Consider the following 21,694-nt stretch of genomic DNA (forward strand, 5'->3'; position numbering starts at 1 on the left):
ACGGCGATCTCGTCGCCGCCCTCGGCGACCGCAAGCTCCAGCCCGGAATGCCGGTCGAGGTCTTCATCACCACCGAGGAACGCACCGCGCTCTCGTTCCTGACGAAACCCTTCGCAGACCACGCCAACAGGATCTTCAAGGAGAGGTGAAACGGAGCCGACACGAGGGGAGGGGCGTGGCAATGCTTCAGACAGGCGTGGCCCGTGGCCACGATCCCATCAGGGCAAGGCGCCTTGCCAAGCCTGCTTCTAACCGAACGGCCCTGACAGGGTGTCATTCTCGATATCGCCACGCAGTGTAGCTGCTTGGCTGAGACCTTGCACGGCAATGACGGCCTCCAGGCGATTGCGGGCGCGGAGCTTTTGCATCAGCAGCGTCATGTAGCCCTTCACGGTCCTTTCGCTCAGCGACAGGGCGCTTGCGATCTCCCTGTTTCGCTTGCCGCTGGAAAGCAGCCTGACGATCTGATGTTCCCGGGCACTGAAGTTCGGCATGGGCGTCGGTCGCGTGTTGGCGGGCTTGTGTTTCAGGGCGCCGATGATCCGGGCTGCGAATGAGGGGGAAATGAACACCTCGTCGCGGCGTATTGCATCGATCGCCGTACAGAGTTCATCCGTCGAGCTTGATTTCAGCACGAAGCCGCTGACACCCGCATCAAGAAGCGCGATGGCGAGATTGGTATCGCTCGAGGCGGTGAAGACCAGGACCTTCATTGCTGGCCAGCCCGAGAGAACTTCCAGAAGCGCGCGGAAGGCGTCTCCGGGCATATTGAAGTCGAGGATCATCGCATCGGGGCGGTGATCGGTGGCGATGGAGCGGATGTGCCCGACAGTGGAGCCCATCGCGCTCAATGTCAGGCCGGGTTTGCGCCGGACGAGCGCAGCCATGCCCTCCAGGAGAAGAGGGTGGTTGTCTATGATGGATATTCTGTATTCGGCCATTGATGTTCCCCTGAGGCTGCGGAGAAATCAATTTTTGTGTCTATGAATATTTGAGTGTTGAGAATTTTGTCTGGATTTTGGGGGGCGAATGAATGGGCGTCTCTGCGCATGATCGTTCGAATGATCGAAGCGCGGAGCTGAATTTCACGCCGTCTTGTTGTTGGGAGGATTGGCGGCGAAGGGCGGTCTCTCAAGGAGTTTGCTCCGCAATCTGGCCCTGCACGCGCCCATCTGCATGACCAGCCTGCAGAGTACCACGTGGCAGAGGCCCCACGAAGCGACGTTTCATCCTGCAGAAGCCGATGCAAGCCTGCCGTCGCGGCTGCAGTCCAGTCCGGCCGTCGGAGTTGCCAATGCGTCGGCGAGCCGAGGTTTCGTCCGGTCATCTCTTCTACTGCGGATTCCCGGTTACTGTCTCATATTTGTCTTCGCGTGCTTGGCGTGCGTTGCCTGCAGGGAAATCGGCCGAAGAGCCCATGAATACGGCTCGGGGGCACTGTTGCGCAGACGCTTATTATCCAAGGAATAAGATCACGCCCGATCGAATTTAATTGGAATCGAACGAATCGTTCGCCAAACTCGCGAGGCGTACCAGCAAAGCGTTGCCTACCTCATTATCAGTAGTTGGCGGGACATGGCTCGTACATCCGTAGATGGCAGGAAGCCGCCCCTCTCTAAAAGCCCCAGATGCATTGCGTTGGCTCTGCTTGGGGCGCTGCTGTTGAGCGCCTGCCAGGAATCCGGAATCGTCTCCTTCGAGAAGCAGGTCAACGCCACTCACTCGACGCGTTCGGTCGACGATGACGGCAAAAGGCGCCCCTTCGGACCCTATGCGAGCCTGCCGGACCCGAGTGGCGCCGGGCCGGCGCAGGCCGCCAAGGTCTTTTCGGGGGGAGAGTTCACCGGCAATCCCGACCAGTCGCGGATGCCGAGCGCTCTTCCGCGGGCGTCCGGGGGGCAGACTTATACACTCAATCTCGTCGATGCCTCGGTGACCGAAGGCGCGAAGGCCGTGTTGGGTGATATCTTCAAGACCAGCTTCACCGTCGATCCGAAGATCGAGGGCCGGATCACGATTCAGACGACGAGGCCGGTCGACAGTGCCGGCATCGCTGAACTCTTCGAGGCGTCCCTGCGGACCGTCGGCGCCGCGATCGTTCAGAACGGCAACATCTATCGGGTGGTGACGGCCGATCAAGCGGCGATGGGGGCGAGACTCGGCGGATCGGATAGCGGCGGCCAACAGATCGGGAACTCGGTCAAGGTGGTGCCGATGAGGTACATCGCGGCGACGGAAATGAAGCGCATCCTCGAGCCGATCGTGTCGTTCGGCGGAGTGGTGCGGGTCGACACATCCCGCAATGCGCTGCTGATCTCGGGCACGGCCCAGGAAATGAACTCCATCGAGGAGGCCATTTCAGTCTTCGACGTCAACGCCATGAAGGGTATGTCGTTCGCGCTCGTCCCAGTGCGAGGCGGAGAACCCGATGCCATTGTCGATGGGGTCAACCGCATCTTCTCATCGAATGCCGAAGGCGCGATGAGCGGCATGGTCCAACTGGTGCCGAACGCGAAGCTCAAGTCCATCCTGATCATAGCGAGGCAGCCGCAATATCTGCGTGAGGCCCAGCAATGGGTTCGCCGCCTCGACGATCAGGCCGCCGGGCCACAGCGGGAAATCCACAGCTACGTGCTCCGCAACCGGCAGGCCAAGGAACTCGTGGAGGTCCTGAATTCGATCTTCGCCAATGAGGTTACAGGCGGCGGAGATGCAGGCAGACGCGGCGGGCAGAGGGTGCGCAGCTCCGAGCCGGATGCCGCGGGCGTGCCGGGCCAGCTGGCCCAGGCCACGGGATTCTCGGGTGGCGGCTCGGGCGGTGACCGATTCGCAGGCGCTTTCGGGGGCGGCGCAGCACGCCGCAGCTTCGACATGTTCTCGGGCCTGCCCATCGGCGGTGCGACCCTGGCCACGGGAGGCCAGGAGAATGGCGCTGCCTCCGAAACGGCCGCGACGGGGTTCGGAGCGGGTGGGCCGGGCGGCGAGCCGCGGATCAAGGTCGTGGCCGACCCGGCGCAGAATGCGCTTCTCATCCTCGCCTCCCAGGAAGACTTCAAGCGGGTGGCCCGGGTCATCGCCAATCTCGACATCGTTCCCAATCAGGTCCTGATCGAGGCGACGATCGCCGAGGTGACGCTGAACGACGACCTCAAATTCGGCGTCCGCTGGTTCTTGCAGAACCAGCGCGGCAATCAGACGGGAACCTTCACCAACGCGATCGACGGGGCCATCAGCGCCGCGTTCCCGGGCTTCTCCTACGTTTTCAGGGCAGCCCAGGCCAACGTCACGATCAATGCGCTCGCCGAGGTCGGGCGGGTCAACGTTCTCGCTTCGCCGAGTCTCATGGTCGTCGACAAGAAGACCGCGACCCTGCAGATCGGCGATCAGGTGCCGATCACGACCCAGTCTGCGGTGAGCGTGCTGACGCCCGGCGCTCCGGTCGTGAACTCGGTCTCCTACAAGGACACGGGCGTGATCCTCAACATAACCCCGCGGATCAATGAATCGGGCCGCGTCCTGCTCGATATCGAGCAGGAGGTCTCGACCGTGCAAAGAACAACCACCTCCGGCATCGACTCGCCCACATTCGGGCGCCGGCGGGTGCGCACCACCGTTGTCGTCAATGATGGCGAGGGCATCACGCTGGGCGGCCTGATCCAGGACAGGACATCGCGGGTGGCGACGCAGGTTCCGGTCCTTGGCGACATCCCGCTGCTCGGCAATGCGTTCAAGGACAAGCGGGATCAGGTCGAGAAGACCGAACTCGTCATCATGCTGACGCCGCGTGTCGTGCGGGACCTGAACGAGGCGAAGGCGGTCACCGACGAATACCGGCGCAAGGTCGAGGCCTTTGCCCCGACGCGCGATCCCGGCCGCGTCGTGATCCAGAACGCCAAGCGCGTGCTACGATGATACGGAGATCATCAGGGCGATCTCCGGCACTGGGCTTCCGATGGAGGGAGCATGACCGAGCACGCTCGAACCGCACTGGCAGAAAACGATCCGCATAGCCGATCGTTTTCGGAGAAATTCGGAGCCTTCCTGCTGTCGCAGGGCCTTCTGGATGCGACATCGATAGGCCGCGCTCAACGCGCCGCGGCGACCGCCGGAGATCGCTTCGACCTCGTTCTGGCCAAACTCGGCATCATGTCCGAAGCGGATCTCGCGCTCAGCCTCGCACGCTATCTCGGGCTCCCGCTCTACGCGCCTGGTGACGAGAGCCTGCAGCCGCTTCTCACCGAGAAACTGCCGCCCTCCTTCGTGATCCAGAACCGGATTCTGCCGATCCGGCTGGAGGCGGGTACGCTGACGCTCGCCGTCGTCGATCCGCTAGACCAGATGCCGCTGGATTCGGTGCGCTTCGTCGTCGACCACGCGATCCGCCACGAAGTCATCACGCTTGCCGAGTTCGAGCGGCTCGCAGCGGTACTCTATGGCGAGATGAGCGCTGCCGAAGCGCTGGCGACACCTGTTCACGCGGGCGAGGATCCCAGCGAACACGACCTGCAGCGGTTGCGAGACAGCGCCAGCGAGGCGCCGGTGATCCGCCTTGTCAACCAGATCATTTCCGCTGCGGTCGATGCCMGCGCCTCGGATATCTATGTCGAACCGATCGGGAACGGGCTCTCCGTCCGGTACCGGATCGACGGGATGCTGCGCGTCACCGAAGAGGTGCCCGCGCGGCTGCGGGCCGCCGTCATCTCGCGCATCAAGATCCTGGCGAGGCTCGACATTGCCGAGCGCCGCCTGCCGCAGGACGGGCGCATCAAGCTCGCGATCCGCGGCAATGATATCGATTTCCGCGTCGCCACCATCCCCACCATCGACGGTGAGACGGTCACGATGCGCGTGCTCGACCGCAGCCGGGTCAAACTCGACTTTTCGAGCCTCGGCTTCGAGCCGGCACAGATCGCGGTGCTGCACAAGGTCATGGAGCAGCCGAACGGGATCATCCTCCTCACGGGGCCGACCGGCAGCGGCAAGACGACGACGCTCTACACCATGCTGAAACACGTCAATCGCCCGACGGTGAAGATCTTCACCGTCGAGGACCCGATCGAATATCAGCTCGCGGGCATCAGCCAGGTGCAGGTCCAGCAGACCATCAACCTCGATTTCCCGGCCTGCCTGCGGGCTATCCTGCGGCATCACCCCAACATGATCATGATCGGCGAGATCCGTGACACGGAGACCGCCCGGATCGCCGTGCAGGCGTCGCTGACCGGCCATCTCGTGTTCTCGACCTTGCACACCAACAGCGCCGCCGAGACGGTGACGCGCCTGATCGACATGGGGATCGAGCACTTCCTGCTCGGCTCGACCTTGCGCGGGATCATGGCCCAGCGGCTGGTGCGACGCTTGTGCATCTCCTGCGCAGAGCCGCACGAGGTCGCGCACGAGATCGCGGAGCAACTGACTGAAACGGTTCCGGCACTTCGCCAACTCGGCCCCGCGAAACTGCTGCGGCCCCATGGCTGCGAGAAATGCGGCTTCAGCGGGTTCCGCGGCCAGCTGTCGATCGCGGAGCTGCTGGTCGTCGACGATAGCGTGCAGCGGGCGATCCTGCAGCGCCTGCCGGCGATCGAGATCGAGCGCATGGCGCGCAGGGCTGGCGGAGGATCGATGTATGAGGATGGCGTCGCCAAGGCCTGGCGGGGGCTGACGACGGTCGAGGAAGTGCTGCGCGTGACGACCGCGCTGACGGTGGAGCAGCCATGAGGTTCCACTTCGAGGCCTTCGATGGGGCGGGAAACCTCATCGAGGATGATGTCGAAGCCGCGTCCACCGACGAGGCCCGAGACATCATTCGCGCTCGCGGTGTCACCCCCTACGAGGTTCGGGCCTCGGGGGGAGGGGATTTCCTGTTTCGCGAGATCAGCCTGGAGCGCGGCTCGCGGCGGGTCAACGATGCGCAACTCGCGCGCCTGGCTCGCGATCTTGCTGTGCTCCTGCAGGCCGGCCTGCCGCTCGACACCGTCTTGCGCATCGCCTCGACGACCACGGAAGAGCCGCGGATGCGGGCCCTCGCGCTTCAGTTGATGGAAGGGGTTCAGCAGGGCTCGATGCTTGCGGAGATCATGGAGGGAATGCCGGGCCGCTTCCGGCCCGAATACATCCGCATCGTTCAGGCGGGCGACGTCGGCGCCGATCTCGGCGGCGCCATGCAGGAACTGGCCGAACTGCTTGACCGGCGGGTCGAGATCAGGAGCCGGATTCGCTCCGCCATGGCTTATCCGGCCCTCCTGGTCTGCCTTGCCGCGGTGTCGATCTCGATCGTTCTGGGATTGCTGGTCCCAGCGGTGACGCCGCTCTTCCTGGAGAACGGCATGCCGCTACCCACGGTCCTGGCGGCCATGGAAGCGGTTCGGCAGAATGGAGCGTGGATCCTGGGCCTTGCCGCCGCGATACTGGTCATCGGTGGGTTGGGCATTCTCGCGGCCCGGCGGAGTACTGCGCTTCGGATCAAGCTGGACAGGCTCTACCTGTCTCTCCCCGTCATCGGGCGCATTGCGGAACTCCGCGAGGCGGGGCGCTTCATGCGCACGCTTGCGACCCTGGTCAAGGCCGGTGTCCCGCCGCTGCAGGCGCTGCAGGCCTCCTGTCCCCTGGTCAGGAACCAGCATACGCGCGAGCGGCTTGACCGGGCCGTCACGGATGTTCGGGCAGGCGTCAGCATCGGAGAGGCGGTCTCGGCAGCCGAGGCGCTGCCCTCTGTTGCTCAGCAGATGATCACGGTCGGCGAAGAAAGCGGCCGTTTGCAGGACATGCTGCTGCGCGCTGCCGTGATCCTCGAGCGCCAGGAACAGGTCCGGACCTCCCGCGCGCTCGCGGCGCTGACCCCGGTCATCACGATTTTCGTTGCGGGCATGATCGCGGTCATCATCTTCTCGGTGATGGGAGCGGTCCTCTCGATCAATGAATTGGCATTACGATGACCCGCACAGCACGCGCCATACCCGCCAACGCAGGCTTCACGCTCATCGAGGTGCTGATCTGCCTCGCCATCCTGAGCCTTGCCGTGACCATGGCTGCGCCCTTGCTGAGACGCACACCGTCGCAGGCACAGGTGACGGCTGACGCGACCCGTCTGGCGGCCGCACTTCGGGTCACCCGCGCTGCCGCCATGGCGCAGAGCCGGGACATGCTCTTCCTGATTGATGCGGACAGGCGTATCTACGCCTCGCCCGTGATCGGGGAAACGCAGATGGCGCCCCGTACCAGCATCGACATGGCGCTGGCCGAGGCCGAGCGCCGCTCCTCCAGCGTCGGCGGTATCCGCTTCCTGCCGAGCGGGCGTTCGACCGGTGGCGACATCCACTTGCAACTGAGCCAGGTCGGCGCGCGCGTTCGGGTCAGCTGGGCCACCGGCCATGTCACGCTCGATCAATAGCGGCACGCAGCGCGGCGTGAATGACCGTGCCCAGGCCGGCTATACGCTGCTCGAGTTCCTTGTCGCTTTTGCGATCCTGGTCGTAGTCCTGGCCTCGCTCCTGACAGCCTTTGCCGTCGCGATGCGCGGCGACCGCCAGGCCAGCTTCCTGACCTTTGCGACGCTGCTGGCCAGGAGCAAGCTGGCATCTGCCGGGCAGGACTTCCCCCTCAGGCCGGGAACGACGGCCGCGAGATTCGACAATGGCTATGAATGGCGCGCAGTTGTGCGCAGCTACGGCTCGGTCAAGCTGGGCGAGAACCGGCAGGTCGAGAGCCTCTGGGTCGATGTTACAGTCTCCGATCCCGCCAGCAACGGCACCCGCTCGGTGACCTTGTCGTCCCTCGAGGTCGCGCCGAGGTCCGGACCATGACCGTGGGGACCCATTCCGGAGCGCGGACCGGTGGCTTCATCCTTCTCGAGGTGCTGGTCGGGCTGATCCTGCTCTCCCTGACGCTCGGGCTTTTTGCCCTGACGCTGGGTTTTGCGAGCAGGATCGCCGAGGCGGGGCGTCTGCGCGACCGCGGCGCCGAGATCGCGGTCGGCGCTGCCGCAATCTCCGGCTGGCTGGCCGGCGCGCTGCCGCTCATTCAACCGCGTGCGACGGAGCGGCCGCTGGTGATGTTCGAAGGTCTCGCCGACAGGGTGTCTTTCGTCACCTTGAGCAACGGAGACGCACAGCCAGGGGGAATACTTGCGATCACGATTGCGAGTGAGAACGCAGATGCCCAGGGCGCCGGCGCCCTGGTCTTCGGCTCATCGCTCATGTCGATTGGTGCCGCCGCGTTGTCGGCCCAGAACACGGGAGAGGTCCTTGCACGGGGCGTGGCTTCGGCAACATTCAGCTATTTCGGCTCGCGGGAAGAGGGCGCCCCCGGGCGTTGGCATGATGAATGGAGAAATTCCGAGCGGCTGCCGCGTCTCGTCAGTCTACGTGTCAGGGTTATCGTCGAGCATAGATTTGAGGATTTTGAGCTAAATTTTCCTATTTTTACAGATTGATAGAATTGTATCTGTATTATTGTCGAAACTACTTGCTGCGAGGATCGGGTCTGGTGGATGGATTTTTTTTATATTTTTGATGTTATTCTTCGTCATAGGCTGTTTGGCAATCTGACGGTTCTGTAGAACCGTCTCGCTGTGATAGCATTCACGCGAGAGAAGAGGGTATTACGACCAAGGTCACGGACTTTGGTTCCATGCGCGGACMGACCTTCGCCCCTTCAGTTGCTTCCTCCTGAAAACTAGAATTCCTGCGATATTTTGCACGTTTTCAGCTCGGGGGAGGCGGTCGTGTATCTTCCACGCGAAACCACTGGCATCCGGTTGAGAGAAGCTCAGCGAGCCCTCGAGAACCGGCTCGAGATCGTCAAAGCCCTCTCGCTGGGCGAAATCACCAAACGCGACCTGCTGCGCTGGGGCTTTTTCACCGCCGGCGGGTTGCTGGTAGCGAAAAACGGGCTCAGTCCCTTCGCCAAGAGTGCCTATGCCCAGGTCCCGACCGGGGCGCCACGCAGCCCCACCTTTGGCGCGGTCAGGTATCACGACGCCATGCGGCGGCCCGAAGTCCAGAAGCCTGTGCCGCTTCTGCGTATGCCCAATGGCGATGCCGCCTGGCAGTTCGCCTCAGGAGGCCAGGAGCCGCCTGCCAAGAATTTCTCGTATCACACCGATTTCAGCAATTCCCGTGGCGCTGCCTACCGCAATCCGGTGACCGGAGTCGGACCCATGGAAGGGCGTCCGCCAGGCGAGTTCTTCGCCCATCAGCGCTGGGAGGAACTCTATCCGAAGCAGGGCTATCTGCTGTCGCTAGGGCAGGCTCGAGTGGGCAACAAGTTCTGCGATGGCATGCCTGACCAGAACCCGAACGCGATGTGGAGCTTTGGCCCTCGGCAGCCAGGACAGGCGGGCAATATGGCCGGCACACGCAACGGTCTCGGCATGCCGATCCTGATCAAGGCGCGCTATGGCGAACCGGTCCTCACCCGGATGTACAATGATCTCCCGGTCGACCGGGCGGCCAATGGCGGCTTTGGCCGGAACGAGGTCTCGATCCATTTCCACAACGCGCATAATGGCGCCGAKAGCGATGGCGCCTGCAACGCCTTCCACTTCCCCGGGACTTTCTATGACTATCACTGGGGAATAACCATGGCCCGGCGCGACATGCCGAGCCTCTGGCCGACGGGCGACCGCGACTATGTGCGCAAATGCTCCGGCCCCGACGACGGCGATGGTCTCGTCCCCGTTCCCGGAGATTTCCGGGAAATCCAGGGCAGCCTCTGGTTCCACGATCACCGCTTCTTCTTCACCGCCGAGAACGTCCACAAGGGCATGTTCGCGGTCTGCAATTTCTACAGCGGGCCCGACCGCGGGCGGGAGGATCTCGACGACGGCATCAATCTTCGATTGCCGAGCGGCACGCAGCTGAAATGGGGCAATCTCGACTTCGACGTCAACATGGTCATTTCGAACCCGGCCTTCGACGCCGATGGCCAGTGTCGGTTCGACATCTTCGACACCGACGGCTTCCTTGGCGACATGCTCTGCGTCAACGGCACCTATTATCCGCATTTCGAGGTGCTGCCGCGGCGCTACCGCTTCCGCTTCTTGAATGCGTCCATGTCGCGCTTCATCAAGCTCGCTCTGGGCGTGAACAAAAGCGCGCGGTTCTCGCAAGGCACGAAGGTGCCGTTCTACTTCATCGCCAATGACGGCAACCTGGTGGTCAACCCGATTCTGCTCACCGAACTGGACGAGCAGGGCGTTGCGGAGCGCTACGACATCGTTGTCGATTTCTCGGCCTTTGCGCCGGGCGACAGCGTCTTTCTGGTGAATCTGCTGGAGCAGACCGACGGGCGCAAGCCCAAGGGCGCCGTCTCCATGGATAAGGCCTTCAAGGGCAGGGATGACGACCCCTGCGTCGGTCCGATCCTCGAATTCAGGGTCGTCAGCCAGGTCCAGAGCGTCGACAACCCCGGCAAGGTCTACAACGCCAATAATCCGATCGACAAGGATCGCAGCGCCAACTTTGCCGATCCCGAGTGGAGAACCGGGGTCAAGACCCTGACCACCCAGGTTCCGATTGTCGCGCCCGTTCGCGAGCGGGTGATCGAGTTCGGCAGGTCGGGGGATGGCGATTCACTCGGGGCGGACGGGCAGTGCACACCCGATTGCGGAGACACCAAGGCCTTCCCCTGGAGTATCAAGGTCAACGGCCAGTCGGCGCACTCGCTCAACGCCAATCGTATCTCGGTCCTGATCCCTAAGCCGGGCGAGGTTGAGCACTGGACGCTCGTCAATGGTGGCGGGGGGTGGGACCATCCCATCCACCTCCATTTCGAGGAGGGGGTCACCATGGACCGTGGAAACCTCTCCATTCCAGATACGGAGCGGTTGGTACGCAAGGATGTCTGGCGCCTGCGTCCTTCGGGGAGGGTGAAATTCCAGGTGCGCTTCGGCGAATTCGGCGGCGCCTATGTGAACCATTGCCACAACACGGTTCACGAGGATTTCGCGATGCTGTTGCGCTACCAGCTGCTCACCCCGCCGCCAGGCGACCCCAACTACAAGGGGCAGCCGCAATATGTGCCGACGATGACGCCTATCCCGACACCCAATGGCGTCGTCTGGAAGCAGCCCGAAATTCTGCCTGAGGGCGATCCCAGGGTGGTGAAAGTCGCTTCCAAGACCTGAGCGGGCGTCTGCGCCCCGAGAAGGTGGGCCGAATTCGAGACCGCATTCGTTACTAAAGGGGCCGTTCATGCTCAGACGACTTTTTGCGATCAGCGCCATTCTCGCACTGTTTGGAAGTGTCGGCGGCAGCATCGCGGCCCCTGGTGGCTCGCCCTGGGGGCCAGGGTACCTGCCCAACGTCCCCGTCATCACGCAGGACGGCAAGACGCTGCGATTCTACGATGACGTGATCAAGGACAAGATCGTCGTCGTCAGCTTCATCTACACGACCTGTCGAGACATCTGCCCTGTGATGACGGCGCGCCTTGCGCAGGTGAAGGACAAGCTCGGCGATCTCGTGGGCAGCCGCATCTTCTTCGTCTCGATCAGCATCGAGCCGGAAGTCGACACCCCCGACAAGCTCAAGAATTATGCGGAGGTGTTCCAGACCGGACCAGGATGGGTCTTCCTCACCGGCAATGCCGCGGACATCACCGTGCTCCGGCACAAGCTTGGCGAGCGGAGCCGCAAGGTGTTCGAACATCGCAGCGATATCATGCTGGGCAACGACGTGACCGGCGAGTGGGCGAAGGATTCGGCCTTCAGCGACCTCAACACGCTCGCCATGACGATCAAGTCTATGGATCCAGATTGGCGCAACCAGATGGGGAAAGCCGAGACCGTCGCAACAGATGGTGTTGCCGCGCGCGGCGAGCGTCCCATTGCGGCGACCTCGACGGGATTGCCTGGCCAAGCCCTGTTCATCAAGGCCTGCGCCGCATGCCATACCATCGGCAGCGGCAAGCGCGTCGGCCCCGATCTCCAAGCGCTCACTGCGCGGCGKGATCGCGACTGGATCGTGAGCTACCTGATGGAGCCTGACCAGATGCGGGCGAAGAAGGACTCGATCGCGCTCGAGCTGGCGGGAGCCTACAAGATCCGCATGCCGACGCTGGGACTGTCGAAGAATGATGCGGCGGATCTGATCGCCTATGTCGACGCCATGTCCTATGTCTCTGCGTCGAACAAGAAGGCCCCCCCTGCGGGGCATCGTCACTGACCTGCATCCTGCGTGCCGGTGGTTGCCTGCCGATGGCCCGCAACCACCATTCTCGCTTTGGGAATGACATTTCCCGAGGGCAGCGCCACAGTCCCTGGTCCTTGCCTTGGATTCGGGCGGCAGATGATGAGAGCACGGCCGGGCTGCTATCTCCATAGCCGGCCTGCGGGAAGCCCGAGGCCAGCGGACTGCGTGGAAAGCCGCAGCGACAGCGGTTTTGCGCTGCTCGTCGTGATCTGGGCGACCGGGATCCTTGGCCTGCTGTTCATGACCTACATCGTGGCGGCGCGCTATCGCGCCATCGAGGCCGCGAGCCTGTCGCAGCATGCCCGCGCCGAGGCCATGGCGAATATCGGCATCAAGATCGCGATCCTCGATCTTCTCTCCGGCACCTCGCAGGGGAAGGCTCGCAGTGGCCGCTTCGGTGCTGACGGGACGCCTGTGGGCTGCAGTTTGGAGAATGGCTGGACGTTGGCGATCTCCGTCGCGGACGAAGGCGGCAAGGTCGATCTCAACACGGGCAACCTGGAACTGGTCGATGCGCTCATCCGCGGCGTGAGCGCGAACGGCGAGGCGGCAGCCCTGATCGTACGGAACATCCGGGGGTTGCGCGAGCTCACGGAGGACGCGGCCAGCGCGGCATCCGGGAGCTCATCCTCGGTGCGGGCGCTGAAATCCGTGGTCGAGCTCGATCAGATCCCCGGTATGAGCCGCGATCTGTTCCGGGCCCTCCTGCCTTTGATCACCGTCAATTCCGGGAGCACGGGGTTCGACCCCACCGTCGCACCGCTGCATTTGCTCGTGGCCCTGGCGCCGGGGGGCGCCGCCTTGTCGCGTGAGGTGGCCCGTCGGGACTTGCCGGCCCTCTACGTCTCTGAAACAGCAGGCAGGGCCTTCCTGATCGGGAGCGAGGCGTTGACCGGTTCCGGCGTGCGCTTTGCGCGCGACGCCGTCGTGGAGATCTCGCAGGACCTGCCGACGGGCTATCGTATTCGCGAATGGCGCGAAGGGGCGCCGCGTTCGGACGCAGGCACTGGTGGGCGAATGCCGCCATGCTGACGCACCATCCGTAAAGGGGGCCGGGGGATGCCGGATCTCGCTCACCTTGCAGCGCTGGCGATTCTCGTCGGGCTGACCTGCTACGCAGCCGCGGTGGATCTCCGGCAGATGATCATTCCCGATCCGGTGAACCTGGCGATCTTCGTATCCGGTATCGCGGCATCTTTCCTCCTCGGCGTCACCGGTCCGGTCTCGGCGCTCGCCGGGGCAGTGCTCGGAGGTGGCGGTCTCTGGCTCGTGCAACGGGCCTTTCGGGCCTATCGTGGCTATGACGGTCTCGGGCTCGGCGACGTCAAGTTCGCGGCTGCCGCAGGAGCCTGGACCGGCATGGAAGGTCTTGCCTTCGCGCTCGTCCTGGCTTCGCTCTCGGCCTTGCTCTACCTGCTGGCGCGCCGCCTCGTCGATTCCGGCTTCGACGCCCGGCAGCCAATGCCATTCGGCCCGTTCCTGGCGGTAGGTGTCGTGTCTGTCACCGGCTTCGCAATCCTGACCGGTGCGTCGATGGTCGAGATCATCGATGCCTGGTTATGGCGGTTGCACGGCGGCTAAAGCATCGGCCCGAAAAGTGGATTGCGGTTTTCGGCAAGGTCGGTCCATCTGAGCGCTCAACGCGTCATCGTGGCCGACTGGCCCTGCGCGCGGGCATGGAGCGGCAGCGTCACCTGCCGTGCTCCACGGGCCAGCGTCACCATCTCCGGATTGATCGATGCGACGACCCAGCCCTCATCGGTCGCTTCGCCCAGGGCGAACCATCGCCCGGCTTCGCGCAGCTGTCGGCGCAGCAGCGCCTTGCTCAAGCCCGAGGAGACGACGACGCCACCGATCAGATAGCTCGGTGGTKGCTCAAAGACCGGGCTCGCGACCGGCTCGGGCATGGGAGCCCTGGCGACGAAGCTTGCCGGTGGCCGCCTGCTGGAGGAGAACAGCGGCCTCGCATTCACCATGTCGGGCTGATAGCGCGGCGTTTCCGCCGGCGGAGCGAGGGCGTCGCTCGTGATTGATGCGGCCTTCGTCACCGCCGAAGCGGGCGGAGGCTCGATCGGATCCGCCAGGCTTCGCCAGGCGAAATTCACGGCGACGGCCGCCATTGCGGCGAGTCCTGCGAAGCCTGCAGCCTTGGCGAGGCCAGCTCCGCCGATGCTCAGCCCTTTGACCATCGCGTCACCCCATAGATCTCGATCGTGACGCCCAGTTTGTTGTCGCTGGCCTCCGCCTCGCCCGGCGCCGTCAGTTTCGCGTTCCGGATGAAGAGAAACGAGGGACCGTCCTCGAGGCTCGACAGAACCTCGGCCACGCGCGGCGTCGCTGCGGTGAACTCGACCCTCGCTCCGATCATGCGATGTCCGGACCAGTTGCGCGCCGGCAAGGTCGTCACCGAATTGAAGCTCACGGCGTGCTGATCGGCGGCCTCGCGGAGCCGGGTCAGCAGGTCGGCGGTCGAAAGGCTCTCGGTGTCACCCTGGAGAAAGCGCCGCCTGGCCCCGTCGACATCCTCCGGGCGCAGCGCGGACAGCGACTGCCTGCGCGCGACAGCCGAACCGAGATGCTCGATCATGACGGCGTTCTGCGTGATCTGGGTTTCCTGGTCCCTCAGGATCTGGAGCGCGGGGTCGATCACGAACAGGTAGATCCCCGCCAGGATCAATCCGTTCGCGGCGATGAAGGCGGTGAAACGGGTCCAGCTCTTGATCTGACGCCACATTTCATTTGCCCTCCTCGGTTGGGAGACGGGCCTTGCGCAGGGTGGCGCGGAGCGAGAAGTTCTCCTTGCCTGTGGCGCGGTCGAAGACCAGTGGCCCGGAAAGGGCCGCATTGTGCAGGATCGGCGATTCCTCCAGCAGTTTGATCAGGGCCGGAGCCGCATCGGAATAGCCGGTCGCGCGCAGATTGGCGCCGGTGATCTCGAGTTCCGTCAGGAAGGTTGAATCGGGAAGGATGCGGGACATCTCGTCCCAGACCTGGACGATGCCAGGTATGCTCCGCTGCGCTGTCAGCCGCGAGACGTCGTCGGCGAGCCCAAAGACGGATCTGAGGCTTTCCGTCGACTGCTGGGCGGGTCCCGAGATCTCGGCAATCTCCGCTTCCATGCTCTTCAGGAGCTGGGCCTGCCGCCAGGCGAGGACGAGATACCCGGTTACTGCGCCGAGCACCGTGAGCAGCACGAGCGCGATGGCGATCCGCTTGAACCAGGGGGAGGGTGTGTGTGGCTTCTGCGCAAATGGGACGGATACCGGGGGCAGGCCTTCGAAGACGGGCCCCTCCAGCGTCGCGATCTCGGAGGGAGCGACGGCAAGGCGCGCCAGCATCTGATCGAGCACCGCGCGGGGAAGCAGAAGATAGCGCAGTTCGAGCTTGCCGGCGGCTGCTCCCCTCAGATCATAGCCGACAAAGATGTCCTCGGGCTTGAGCGGTGTTTTCCGCGCGATGTGCTCCCGAACGATGCCTTCGGCCCGCGTCTGGGCGCKCCGCGGGATGACGAGCGACTGGGCGATGGCCTGAGGAGCCGAKAGCACGAGCCGGATTCGGCTGCTGGGTGCGAAGGAGGCCGCCTGCTCCTTGCAGCGGTTGAGCACGCTGCGGCTGTACTGCGCCCAGTTCGCGCGCTCGGCAAACAGCTCCCGGCCATCCGGCGCAAAGAGCGTGATGGTGACATGCTCCTCGGCAGGGACGATGACGAGCCGCAGGAAGCGGTCGGGCGCGGCCCATCTGCGGAGCGTATCGGGAAGAGAGGCCCGTAGCTCCTTGGCCCAGAACTCCGCGAGGGAGGCGATCCCTGAGCTCAGCCGACGGGAGCCGGTCATCGGGTCACGTTCCCGCGTGTCGCGGAAAGCTGCCTTTGCGCCAGGCTGTCCTCGCCTCCGCCCGGCCGGTCATTGCCGGCAATGGTGATCGCGAAACCGCGCCCATCATTCTGCACGGCATAGCCATAGGGCCTGCCCCACGGGTCGCGCGGAACAGTCGAGCCCTTGAGATAGGGGCCGTTCCAGGTTCGCAGATTCGACGGTGCGGCGACCAGAGCCTGGAGACCCTCCTGTTCCAGCGGGTAGCGGCCGTTGTCGATGAAGAACAATTCCACCGCGTTCGAGAGCGTCGTCGCCTGGATACGCGCGGTCGAGACCTTGGCATCGGTGAGATAGCCCACGACACGCGGGCCGATCAGGCCGACGACCAGGCCGATGATGCTAAGGACGACGAGCACTTCGACGAGGGTGAAGCCGGCCTGGCTCCGTCCCTTGTGCTGATGGCGGGTTGCCGCGACCATGCCACGCGATGACTGGTGCGGCAGGCCTTGCGATGTCGGGGGCTTGAGGCGATGCGGTTCCCGCTGATCCTCGCGTCCCGCAAGCTGAACCGCCGCCGGCATGCTTGCCGATTGCGTTTCCGGTCGCCAGCCAGGCCGCAGCTTCGCTGCGCTGGCGAGCATGGTGGCACGCATGCTGTCTGTCATCTTGGTCATGCCATTCCCCGCAGTCGAAGCCAGGTCCGAGGACGTCTATGGCGGGGACGCCGCCACGACGATCAACCTGGCGCACGGGCCGGGGAAACGCCTCGATGCACCGGGACCAGGCCCGGCGGAGGCTGTTCGATGCTTGAGGAACAGGCGCCGTATCACGTCGAGCGCTCCCTTCCGTGGTCCTCCATTATATCCCTCCTCGCCAGCGGTTTGGAACGGACCTTGGTCTGACGAGCTCGCCTCGTGGCCACCCTAGAAACGTCGGATGAAGCGCCCGCCCAACCCGGCGGGACCAATGGTTCCGGCGGACAGGCCTCTGCGCGATACTGGCGCCCGGATTGAGTCGTCTGGCCGCGCCCACGCAGCTCGACGGGATTTCAGCAGGGCAGAGAGCCATGGCAGGTCAGATGTTCGATGACGCGCCCGTACAGGTCGAGGTCGAGACGCCGGAGGGGGCGTTCCTTCTCGCCATCGACGTGGCGCGCGCGCCCCTGACCACCCGGAATTTCCTCGCCTATGTCGATGGCGGGCTCCTCGACAATGCCTCGGTCTATCGGATCGTGACGCTGGCCAACCAGCCGCCAGCGACGGTACACAAGATCGAGGTCATCCAATGGGGCTGGCCGGCGCCCGCCGACGAGCGCGAGCCACCCTTTCCGCCCGTGCCGCATGAGCCGACGTCGGTGACCGGGCTGCGGCATCTCGACGGCACGCTCTCGCTGGCGCGGCTCGCGCCAGGCACCGGCGGCCATGGCTTCTTCATCTGCGTCGGCGACCAGCCGGAACTGGATGAAGGCGGCGGCCGCAACCCGGACAGGGCGGGCTTTGCGGCCTTCGGCAAGGTGATCGCAGGGCGCGACGCGATTCAGCGGATTTTCGCGCGGGCCGAGCCGGTCGAATATCTGGAGACGCCGATCCGGATCCTGCGCGCACGGCGCCGGATACAGTCCTGAACGCGGCATGCTGCCATCAAAGCAGATCGCCCCGCGAACTGGGTTCGCGGGGCGATCGTGGACTGTTGTCCGACCTGACCATGCAGGCCTCGGACATGGGCTGATGGGGCTTACTCGCCCTGGTTCATCACGATCGGCTTCAGCACATTGCTGGGCAGGCCGTATTTGGCGATCAGCGCGTCATAGGTGCCGTTCGCTTGGAGACGATCGAGCGCACCCTTGACCGCATCGCGCAGCTGCGTGCCTTCGGCGGTCTTCGGGAAGGGGATGCCGGTCAGCGAACGGGTGAAGGGCGTGCCGAGCGGGACATAAGTGTTGGGCTCGAGCTTCTGGTTGTGGCTCATGGTCTCGCTGCCCTGGACACCGCCCTGCAGGCGCTGCGTCTTGAGCTGCGTGCGCGCATCGACCGAACCCTCGGTGCCGACGACGTTKATCGCGGGCTTGCCCTTGGCGACGCAATTGGCCTCGCTCCACTCGCCGATCTGGCGGGGCCAGTTAGTCGAGCGGCTGGCGCCGACGCTCTTGCCACAGAGGTCCTCAGGCGTCTTGATCGAGCCGGCAAGCGCGGTGACGGTGTAGAACTGGGCGCCCGAGACCATGTAGTCGATGAAGTCGGCAGTCTCGCGACGGGCCGGCAGGTCGCTCATGCCGGCCATGACCATGTCGACGCGGCCGGTATGCAGCGACGGCAGCATCTGGGCGAAGGCGGTCTCCTGCCACTCGGCCTTGACGCCAAGTTCCTTGGCGATGGCCTCGCCGAGCTCGTAGTCGAAGCCGGTCATCGTGTTGGTGGCCGGGTCCTTGTAGACGATCGGCGCATAGTTCGGCTGGGTCGCGATGATGATCTTGCCGGCGGTCTTGATGCGCTCCGGCAGGGCCTGGGCCTGGGCGGACAGCGCGGTGGCGGCGAGCAGCGTCGCTGCCAGGGTGAAACGAAGCATCGGGTTCTCCTTTTTGACCGATTATTTCAGAACGGCGGCGATGAAGTCGCGCGTGCGGGCCTGTTGCGGCGCCACCAGAACGGCATTGGGCGGGCCGCGCTCGACGATCTCGCCCTTGTCCATGAAGACGACATCGGTTGCGACCTCGCGGGCGAAGCCGAGCTCATGCGTGACGACGATCATCGTCATGCCGCTGGCCGCGAGATCGCGCATCACGGCGAGCACTTCGCCGACGAGCTCGGGGTCGAGCGCCGAGGTCGGCTCGTCGAACAGCATCAGCTTCGGCTTCATCGCCAGCGCGCGGGCGATCGCGATGCGCTGCTGCTGGCCGCCGGAGAGCTCGATCGGGTAGGCGTTGCGCTTTTCGGAGAGGCCGACGCGGGCGAGCAGCTTCTCGGCCTCGGCGATCGCCTCCTGACGTGGCCGCCTCAGCACCGTGACCGGGCCCTCGATGATGTTCTCGAGCACCGTCATGTGGTTGAACAGGTTGAAGCGCTGGAAGACCATGCCGGTCGAGAGGCGCTGGCGCGCGATCTCGGCGTCGCTCAGTTCATGCAGCTCATCGCCCTTGATGCGAAAGCCGATCAACTGGCCATCGACCCAGATCGCGCCCTGGTCGATTTTCTCGAGCTGGTTGATGCAGCGCAGCAGGGTGCTCTTGCCGGAGCCCGACGGCCCGATGATGCACTGCACCGTGCCGGGCGCAATGGTCAGCGAGACATTGTTCAGCGCGCGCAGGTCGCCGAAGCGCTTGGTGACGTTGGCKGCGGCGACGATCGCATTTGCAGGGGAGGCGTTCATGCTCCGGCCTCCTCGACGATCTGTGGCTTGGCACGGCGGTCGCCGCGCCCCTTGGAGAAGTAGCGCTCCAGGAAGAACTGGCCGATCTGCAGCAGCGTGACGACGATCAGGTACCAGCCGGCGGCGACGATCAGGAGCTCGATGACGCGGGCATTGGCATAGTAGATCGTCTGCGCATTGCGCAGGATCTCGGAGAACTGGATCACGCTGGCGATCGAGGTCAGTTTGACCATGCTGATCACCTCGTTGCCGACCGGCGGGATGATAACGCGCATCGCCTGCGGCAGCACGATCCGCCTCAGCGTCGTCAGTCGTGTCATGCCGATCGACTTGGCGGCCTCGGTTTGCCCGACATCGACGGAGAGAATGCCGCCACGCACCACTTCGGCGGTGTAGGCGCCCTGGTTCATGCCGAGCCCGAGCAGCGTCGCCATGAAGGGGCCAATGATGTCGATGGTGCGCCACTCGACCAGGCCGGGGATGCCGATCGTCGGGAAGACCAGCGCGAGGTTGAACCAGAGCAGGAGCTGCAGCAGCAGCGGCGTGCCGCGGAAGAACCAGATGTAGAACAGCGCGACGCCGCGCAGCACCGGGTTCGGCGACATGTACATGATGGCGAAGATGACGCCGAGCGCGATGCCGAGCGCCATGGCGCAGACCGTCATGATGATGGTGTTGACGAGCCCGCTCAGGATTGCGGGCGCGGTGAAGAACTGCCCGACGACCTTCCAGTCGATCTGGCCTTCGGCGAAAGCCTTCATCACCCAGGCCAACACCAGAATGATGAGCGCGGCAGCGACCCAGCGCCCGTAATAGCGGCGCGGCACGAGCTTCAGCCCGGCGATCCCGGCAAGGTCTCGCCCTATTCCAATTCCGACTGCGCTGGTCATCGCTGCGCTCCGCGGGTCCAAACGTCAAAATCCGCGAGCCAGATGCGGAACCGGCTAATCTGCTCGGCGACGCGCGCTGGCGCGGTGCCGCCAAAACCGCTGCGGGCGGCCACCGCGGCATCAAGGGTGAGACAGGCCCTTACATCCTCACCGAGGCGCGGATCAATGGCGCGGAGCTCGATCGGCTCGAGTTGTTCGAGCTCGCGCCCCATTTCCTCGCAGTAGCGGACCAACGTCCCGGTGATCTCGTGAGCTTCGGCAAAGGGCACGCCCTTGCGCGCGAGATAGTCGGCGACCTCCGTCGCCAGCGCGAAGCCGGTGCCGGCCTGCGCCCGCATCACCTGCGGATGCGCTTCCATGCTGGCGATCAGTCCGGCGAAGGCCGGCAGCACTTCGCCCAGCACGTCGACGGCATCGAACGCGGCGCGCTTGTCCTCCGCGAGGTCGCGATTATAGGCGAGCGGCAGGCCCTTGAGCGCGCCGAGCATGGTGACGAGGTCGCCGGTCAGCCGCGCCGCCCGGCCGCGCGAAATCTCGGCGATATCCGGGTTCTTCTTCTGCGGCATGATCGACGAGCCCGTGGCGAAGGCGTCGTCGAGCGTGACCCAGCCGAACTGGCGCGAGGTCCAGAGCGTGACCTCTTCGGCCAGTCGCGAGAGATTGGTCGCGAGCATGGCGGCGACGAACAGGAATTCCGCGACATGGTCGCGCGCACCGACGGCATCGACCGAGTTTTCGCAGGGCGCGTCATAGCCCAGTGCCTTGGCGCTGAGTTCGGGCGTCAACGCGATCGCCGAGCCGGCAAGCGCCGCCGCGCCGAGCGGCGACTGGCCGGAACGGCGCTCCCAATCCTGGAGGCGCGAGGCGTCGCGGGCGAGAACCTGGCCATGCGCCATCAGCCAATGGCCGAATGTCACGGGCTGGGCGCTCTGCAGATGCGTGAAGCCCGGGCAGACCGAGGCGGCGTGGGTGTCCGACTGGGCCGCGATGGCGTCCAGCAGTTCCACCAGCATGGCGCCGATCAGGCGAACCTGCTCGCGCAGATAGAGTTTCAGGTTGTTGGCCGCCTGGTCGTTGCGCGAGCGGCCGGCGCGGAGCTTGGCCCCGGCGTCGCCGATCCGGGCGATCAGGACGCGCTCGACGAAAGTGTGGACATCCTCGTCATCGGCGCTCGGGCTCAGGGTCCCGGCCTGGACCTCCTGCGAGATGGCTTCGAGGGCGGCAATGATCGCCTCCATTTCGGCGGCCGTGAGCAGTCCGGCGCGCAGCAATTCCGCTGCATGGGCCTTGCCGCCGGCGATATCCTGGGGGGCGAGACGGGCATGGGCGCTGGCGGCGCTCGAAAGCCGCATCAGCCGCGGATCCGGCTGCTTGCGGAAGCGGCCACCCCACAGGCGTGTCGTCTGGTTCATCGCTCTCCCCTTTGGTCTTT

The 21,694-nt window shown here is 64.6% G+C and carries 20 protein-coding genes; 11 read left to right on the plus strand and 9 right to left on the minus strand.

The window, feature by feature from the left end; genetic code table 11:
- Positions 1 to 248: 248 nt before the first annotated feature.
- Positions 249 to 941 (minus strand): LuxR C-terminal-related transcriptional regulator, encoded by a 693-nt coding sequence (locus AC1DIO_RS21585; RefSeq protein WP_476776510.1) that lies wholly within the window; start codon positions 939 to 941, stop codon positions 249 to 251.
- A gap of 697 nt (positions 942 to 1,638) precedes the next feature.
- Between AC1DIO_RS21585 and gspD the strand changes: the two genes are divergently transcribed.
- The 10 genes from gspD (at position 1,639) to AC1DIO_RS21635 (ending at position 13,772) form a co-directional block, all read left to right on the plus strand.
- Entirely contained in the window at positions 1,639 to 3,912 is a 2,274-nt protein-coding gene (gspD, locus tag AC1DIO_RS21590; RefSeq protein WP_441504846.1) for a type II secretion system secretin GspD, read from the plus strand.
- A 51-nt stretch (positions 3,913 to 3,963) separates the two neighbouring features.
- A complete protein-coding gene (locus tag AC1DIO_RS21595; RefSeq protein WP_476854047.1) occupies positions 3,964 to 5,718 on the plus strand; it encodes a GspE/PulE family protein in 1,755 nt (584 codons plus the stop codon).
- Positions 5,715 to 6,935, plus strand: coding sequence for a type II secretion system F family protein (locus AC1DIO_RS21600; RefSeq protein WP_441488823.1), 1,221 nt, complete (start codon positions 5,715 to 5,717; stop codon positions 6,933 to 6,935). Before AC1DIO_RS21595 ends, AC1DIO_RS21600 begins: the two co-directional genes overlap by 4 nt.
- The gene (locus tag AC1DIO_RS21605) at positions 6,932 to 7,390 is read left to right on the plus strand and encodes a GspH/FimT family pseudopilin (protein WP_476776508.1); all 459 of its coding nucleotides are present in this window, start codon (positions 6,932 to 6,934) and stop codon (positions 7,388 to 7,390) included. Before AC1DIO_RS21600 ends, AC1DIO_RS21605 begins: the two co-directional genes overlap by 4 nt.
- Positions 7,371 to 7,802: a prepilin-type N-terminal cleavage/methylation domain-containing protein gene (locus AC1DIO_RS21610; protein WP_476776507.1), complete on the plus strand. Its 432-nt coding sequence runs from the start codon at positions 7,371 to 7,373 to the stop codon at positions 7,800 to 7,802. Before AC1DIO_RS21605 ends, AC1DIO_RS21610 begins: the two co-directional genes overlap by 20 nt.
- 50 nt (positions 7,803 to 7,852) lie before the next feature.
- Entirely contained in the window at positions 7,853 to 8,431 is a 579-nt protein-coding gene (locus tag AC1DIO_RS21615; RefSeq protein WP_476776506.1) for a hypothetical protein, read from the plus strand.
- A 291-nt stretch (positions 8,432 to 8,722) separates the two neighbouring features.
- Positions 8,723 to 11,125 carry a multicopper oxidase domain-containing protein gene (locus AC1DIO_RS21620; protein WP_476854048.1) on the plus strand — a complete coding sequence of 801 codons (2,403 nt, stop codon included), beginning with the start codon at positions 8,723 to 8,725 and terminating at the stop codon, positions 11,123 to 11,125.
- 67 nt (positions 11,126 to 11,192) lie between these two features.
- Positions 11,193 to 12,164: an SCO family protein gene (locus AC1DIO_RS21625; protein WP_476776504.1), complete on the plus strand. Its 972-nt coding sequence runs from the start codon at positions 11,193 to 11,195 to the stop codon at positions 12,162 to 12,164.
- Between the two features lie 192 nt (positions 12,165 to 12,356).
- Positions 12,357 to 13,223 (plus strand): hypothetical protein, encoded by an 867-nt coding sequence (locus AC1DIO_RS21630; protein WP_476776503.1) that lies wholly within the window; start codon positions 12,357 to 12,359, stop codon positions 13,221 to 13,223.
- A gap of 27 nt (positions 13,224 to 13,250) precedes the next feature.
- Positions 13,251 to 13,772 carry a prepilin peptidase gene (locus tag AC1DIO_RS21635; RefSeq protein ID WP_476776502.1) on the plus strand — a complete coding sequence of 174 codons (522 nt, stop codon included), beginning with the start codon at positions 13,251 to 13,253 and terminating at the stop codon, positions 13,770 to 13,772.
- Between the two features lie 56 nt (positions 13,773 to 13,828).
- Here AC1DIO_RS21635 and AC1DIO_RS21640 read toward each other — a convergent pair whose 3' ends face one another.
- From AC1DIO_RS21640 to gspG, 4 genes are read right to left on the minus strand one after another with little or no spacing between them, the layout of a single operon-like run.
- A complete protein-coding gene (locus AC1DIO_RS21640; RefSeq protein WP_476854049.1) occupies positions 13,829 to 14,380 on the minus strand; it encodes a hypothetical protein in 552 nt (183 codons plus the stop codon).
- The gene (gene gspM / locus AC1DIO_RS21645) at positions 14,365 to 14,925 is read right to left on the minus strand and encodes a type II secretion system protein GspM (protein ID WP_476776500.1); all 561 of its coding nucleotides are present in this window, start codon (positions 14,923 to 14,925) and stop codon (positions 14,365 to 14,367) included. The genes AC1DIO_RS21640 and gspM overlap by 16 nt, the downstream gene beginning before the upstream one ends.
- A gap of 1 nt (position 14,926) precedes the next feature.
- Positions 14,927 to 16,024: a PilN domain-containing protein gene (locus tag AC1DIO_RS21650; protein WP_476854050.1), complete on the minus strand. Its 1,098-nt coding sequence runs from the start codon at positions 16,022 to 16,024 to the stop codon at positions 14,927 to 14,929.
- Complete coding sequence (gspG, locus tag AC1DIO_RS21655; RefSeq protein WP_441504837.1) at positions 16,021 to 16,680, minus strand: type II secretion system major pseudopilin GspG; 660 nt, start codon at positions 16,678 to 16,680, stop codon at positions 16,021 to 16,023. Before gspG ends, AC1DIO_RS21650 begins: the two co-directional genes overlap by 4 nt.
- Positions 16,681 to 17,072: 392 nt before the next feature.
- Here gspG and AC1DIO_RS21660 point away from each other — a divergent pair, with 392 nt between their 5' ends.
- On the plus strand, positions 17,073 to 17,630 hold the full coding sequence (locus tag AC1DIO_RS21660; RefSeq protein ID WP_441488811.1) for a peptidylprolyl isomerase: 558 nt from the start codon (positions 17,073 to 17,075) through the stop codon (positions 17,628 to 17,630).
- Positions 17,631 to 17,740: 110 nt separating this feature from the next.
- On the opposite strand, the gene AC1DIO_RS21665 is transcribed toward AC1DIO_RS21660, so the two are convergent.
- From AC1DIO_RS21665 to argH, 4 genes are read right to left on the minus strand one after another with little or no spacing between them, the layout of a single operon-like run.
- Positions 17,741 to 18,571, minus strand: a complete 831-nt coding sequence (locus AC1DIO_RS21665; RefSeq protein ID WP_069877090.1) for an ABC transporter substrate-binding protein — start codon at positions 18,569 to 18,571, stop codon at positions 17,741 to 17,743.
- 21 nt (positions 18,572 to 18,592) lie between these two features.
- Positions 18,593 to 19,372, minus strand: coding sequence for an amino acid ABC transporter ATP-binding protein (locus AC1DIO_RS21670; RefSeq protein ID WP_441504836.1), 780 nt, complete (start codon positions 19,370 to 19,372; stop codon positions 18,593 to 18,595).
- Positions 19,369 to 20,262, minus strand: coding sequence for an amino acid ABC transporter permease (locus AC1DIO_RS21675; RefSeq protein WP_441504835.1), 894 nt, complete (start codon positions 20,260 to 20,262; stop codon positions 19,369 to 19,371). Before AC1DIO_RS21675 ends, AC1DIO_RS21670 begins: the two co-directional genes overlap by 4 nt.
- A complete protein-coding gene (gene argH / locus AC1DIO_RS21680; RefSeq protein ID WP_441488808.1) occupies positions 20,259 to 21,674 on the minus strand; it encodes an argininosuccinate lyase in 1,416 nt (471 codons plus the stop codon). The genes AC1DIO_RS21675 and argH overlap by 4 nt, the downstream gene beginning before the upstream one ends.
- Between the last annotated feature and the right edge of the window lie 20 nt (positions 21,675 to 21,694).

The organism is Allobosea sp. 05T439, from assembly GCF_056396005.1.

Coding starts and splice junctions, on each gene's coding strand:
- AC1DIO_RS21585 (WP_476776510.1), bottom strand. CDS start 941: ATGGCCGAATACAGAATATCCATCATAGACAACCACCCTCTTCTCCTG.
- AC1DIO_RS21600 (WP_441488823.1), top strand. CDS start 5,715: ATGAGGTTCCACTTCGAGGCCTTCGATGGGGCGGGAAACCTCATCGAG.
- AC1DIO_RS21605 (WP_476776508.1), top strand. CDS start 6,932: ATGACCCGCACAGCACGCGCCATACCCGCCAACGCAGGCTTCACGCTC.
- AC1DIO_RS21610 (WP_476776507.1), top strand. CDS start 7,371: ATGTCACGCTCGATCAATAGCGGCACGCAGCGCGGCGTGAATGACCGT.
- AC1DIO_RS21635 (WP_476776502.1), top strand. CDS start 13,251: ATGCCGGATCTCGCTCACCTTGCAGCGCTGGCGATTCTCGTCGGGCTG.
- gspM (WP_476776500.1), bottom strand. CDS start 14,925: ATGTGGCGTCAGATCAAGAGCTGGACCCGTTTCACCGCCTTCATCGCC.
- gspG (WP_441504837.1), bottom strand. CDS start 16,680: ATGACCAAGATGACAGACAGCATGCGTGCCACCATGCTCGCCAGCGCA.
- AC1DIO_RS21660 (WP_441488811.1), top strand. CDS start 17,073: ATGGCAGGTCAGATGTTCGATGACGCGCCCGTACAGGTCGAGGTCGAG.
- AC1DIO_RS21675 (WP_441504835.1), bottom strand. CDS start 20,262: ATGACCAGCGCAGTCGGAATTGGAATAGGGCGAGACCTTGCCGGGATC.
- argH (WP_441488808.1), bottom strand. CDS start 21,674: ATGAACCAGACGACACGCCTGTGGGGTGGCCGCTTCCGCAAGCAGCCG.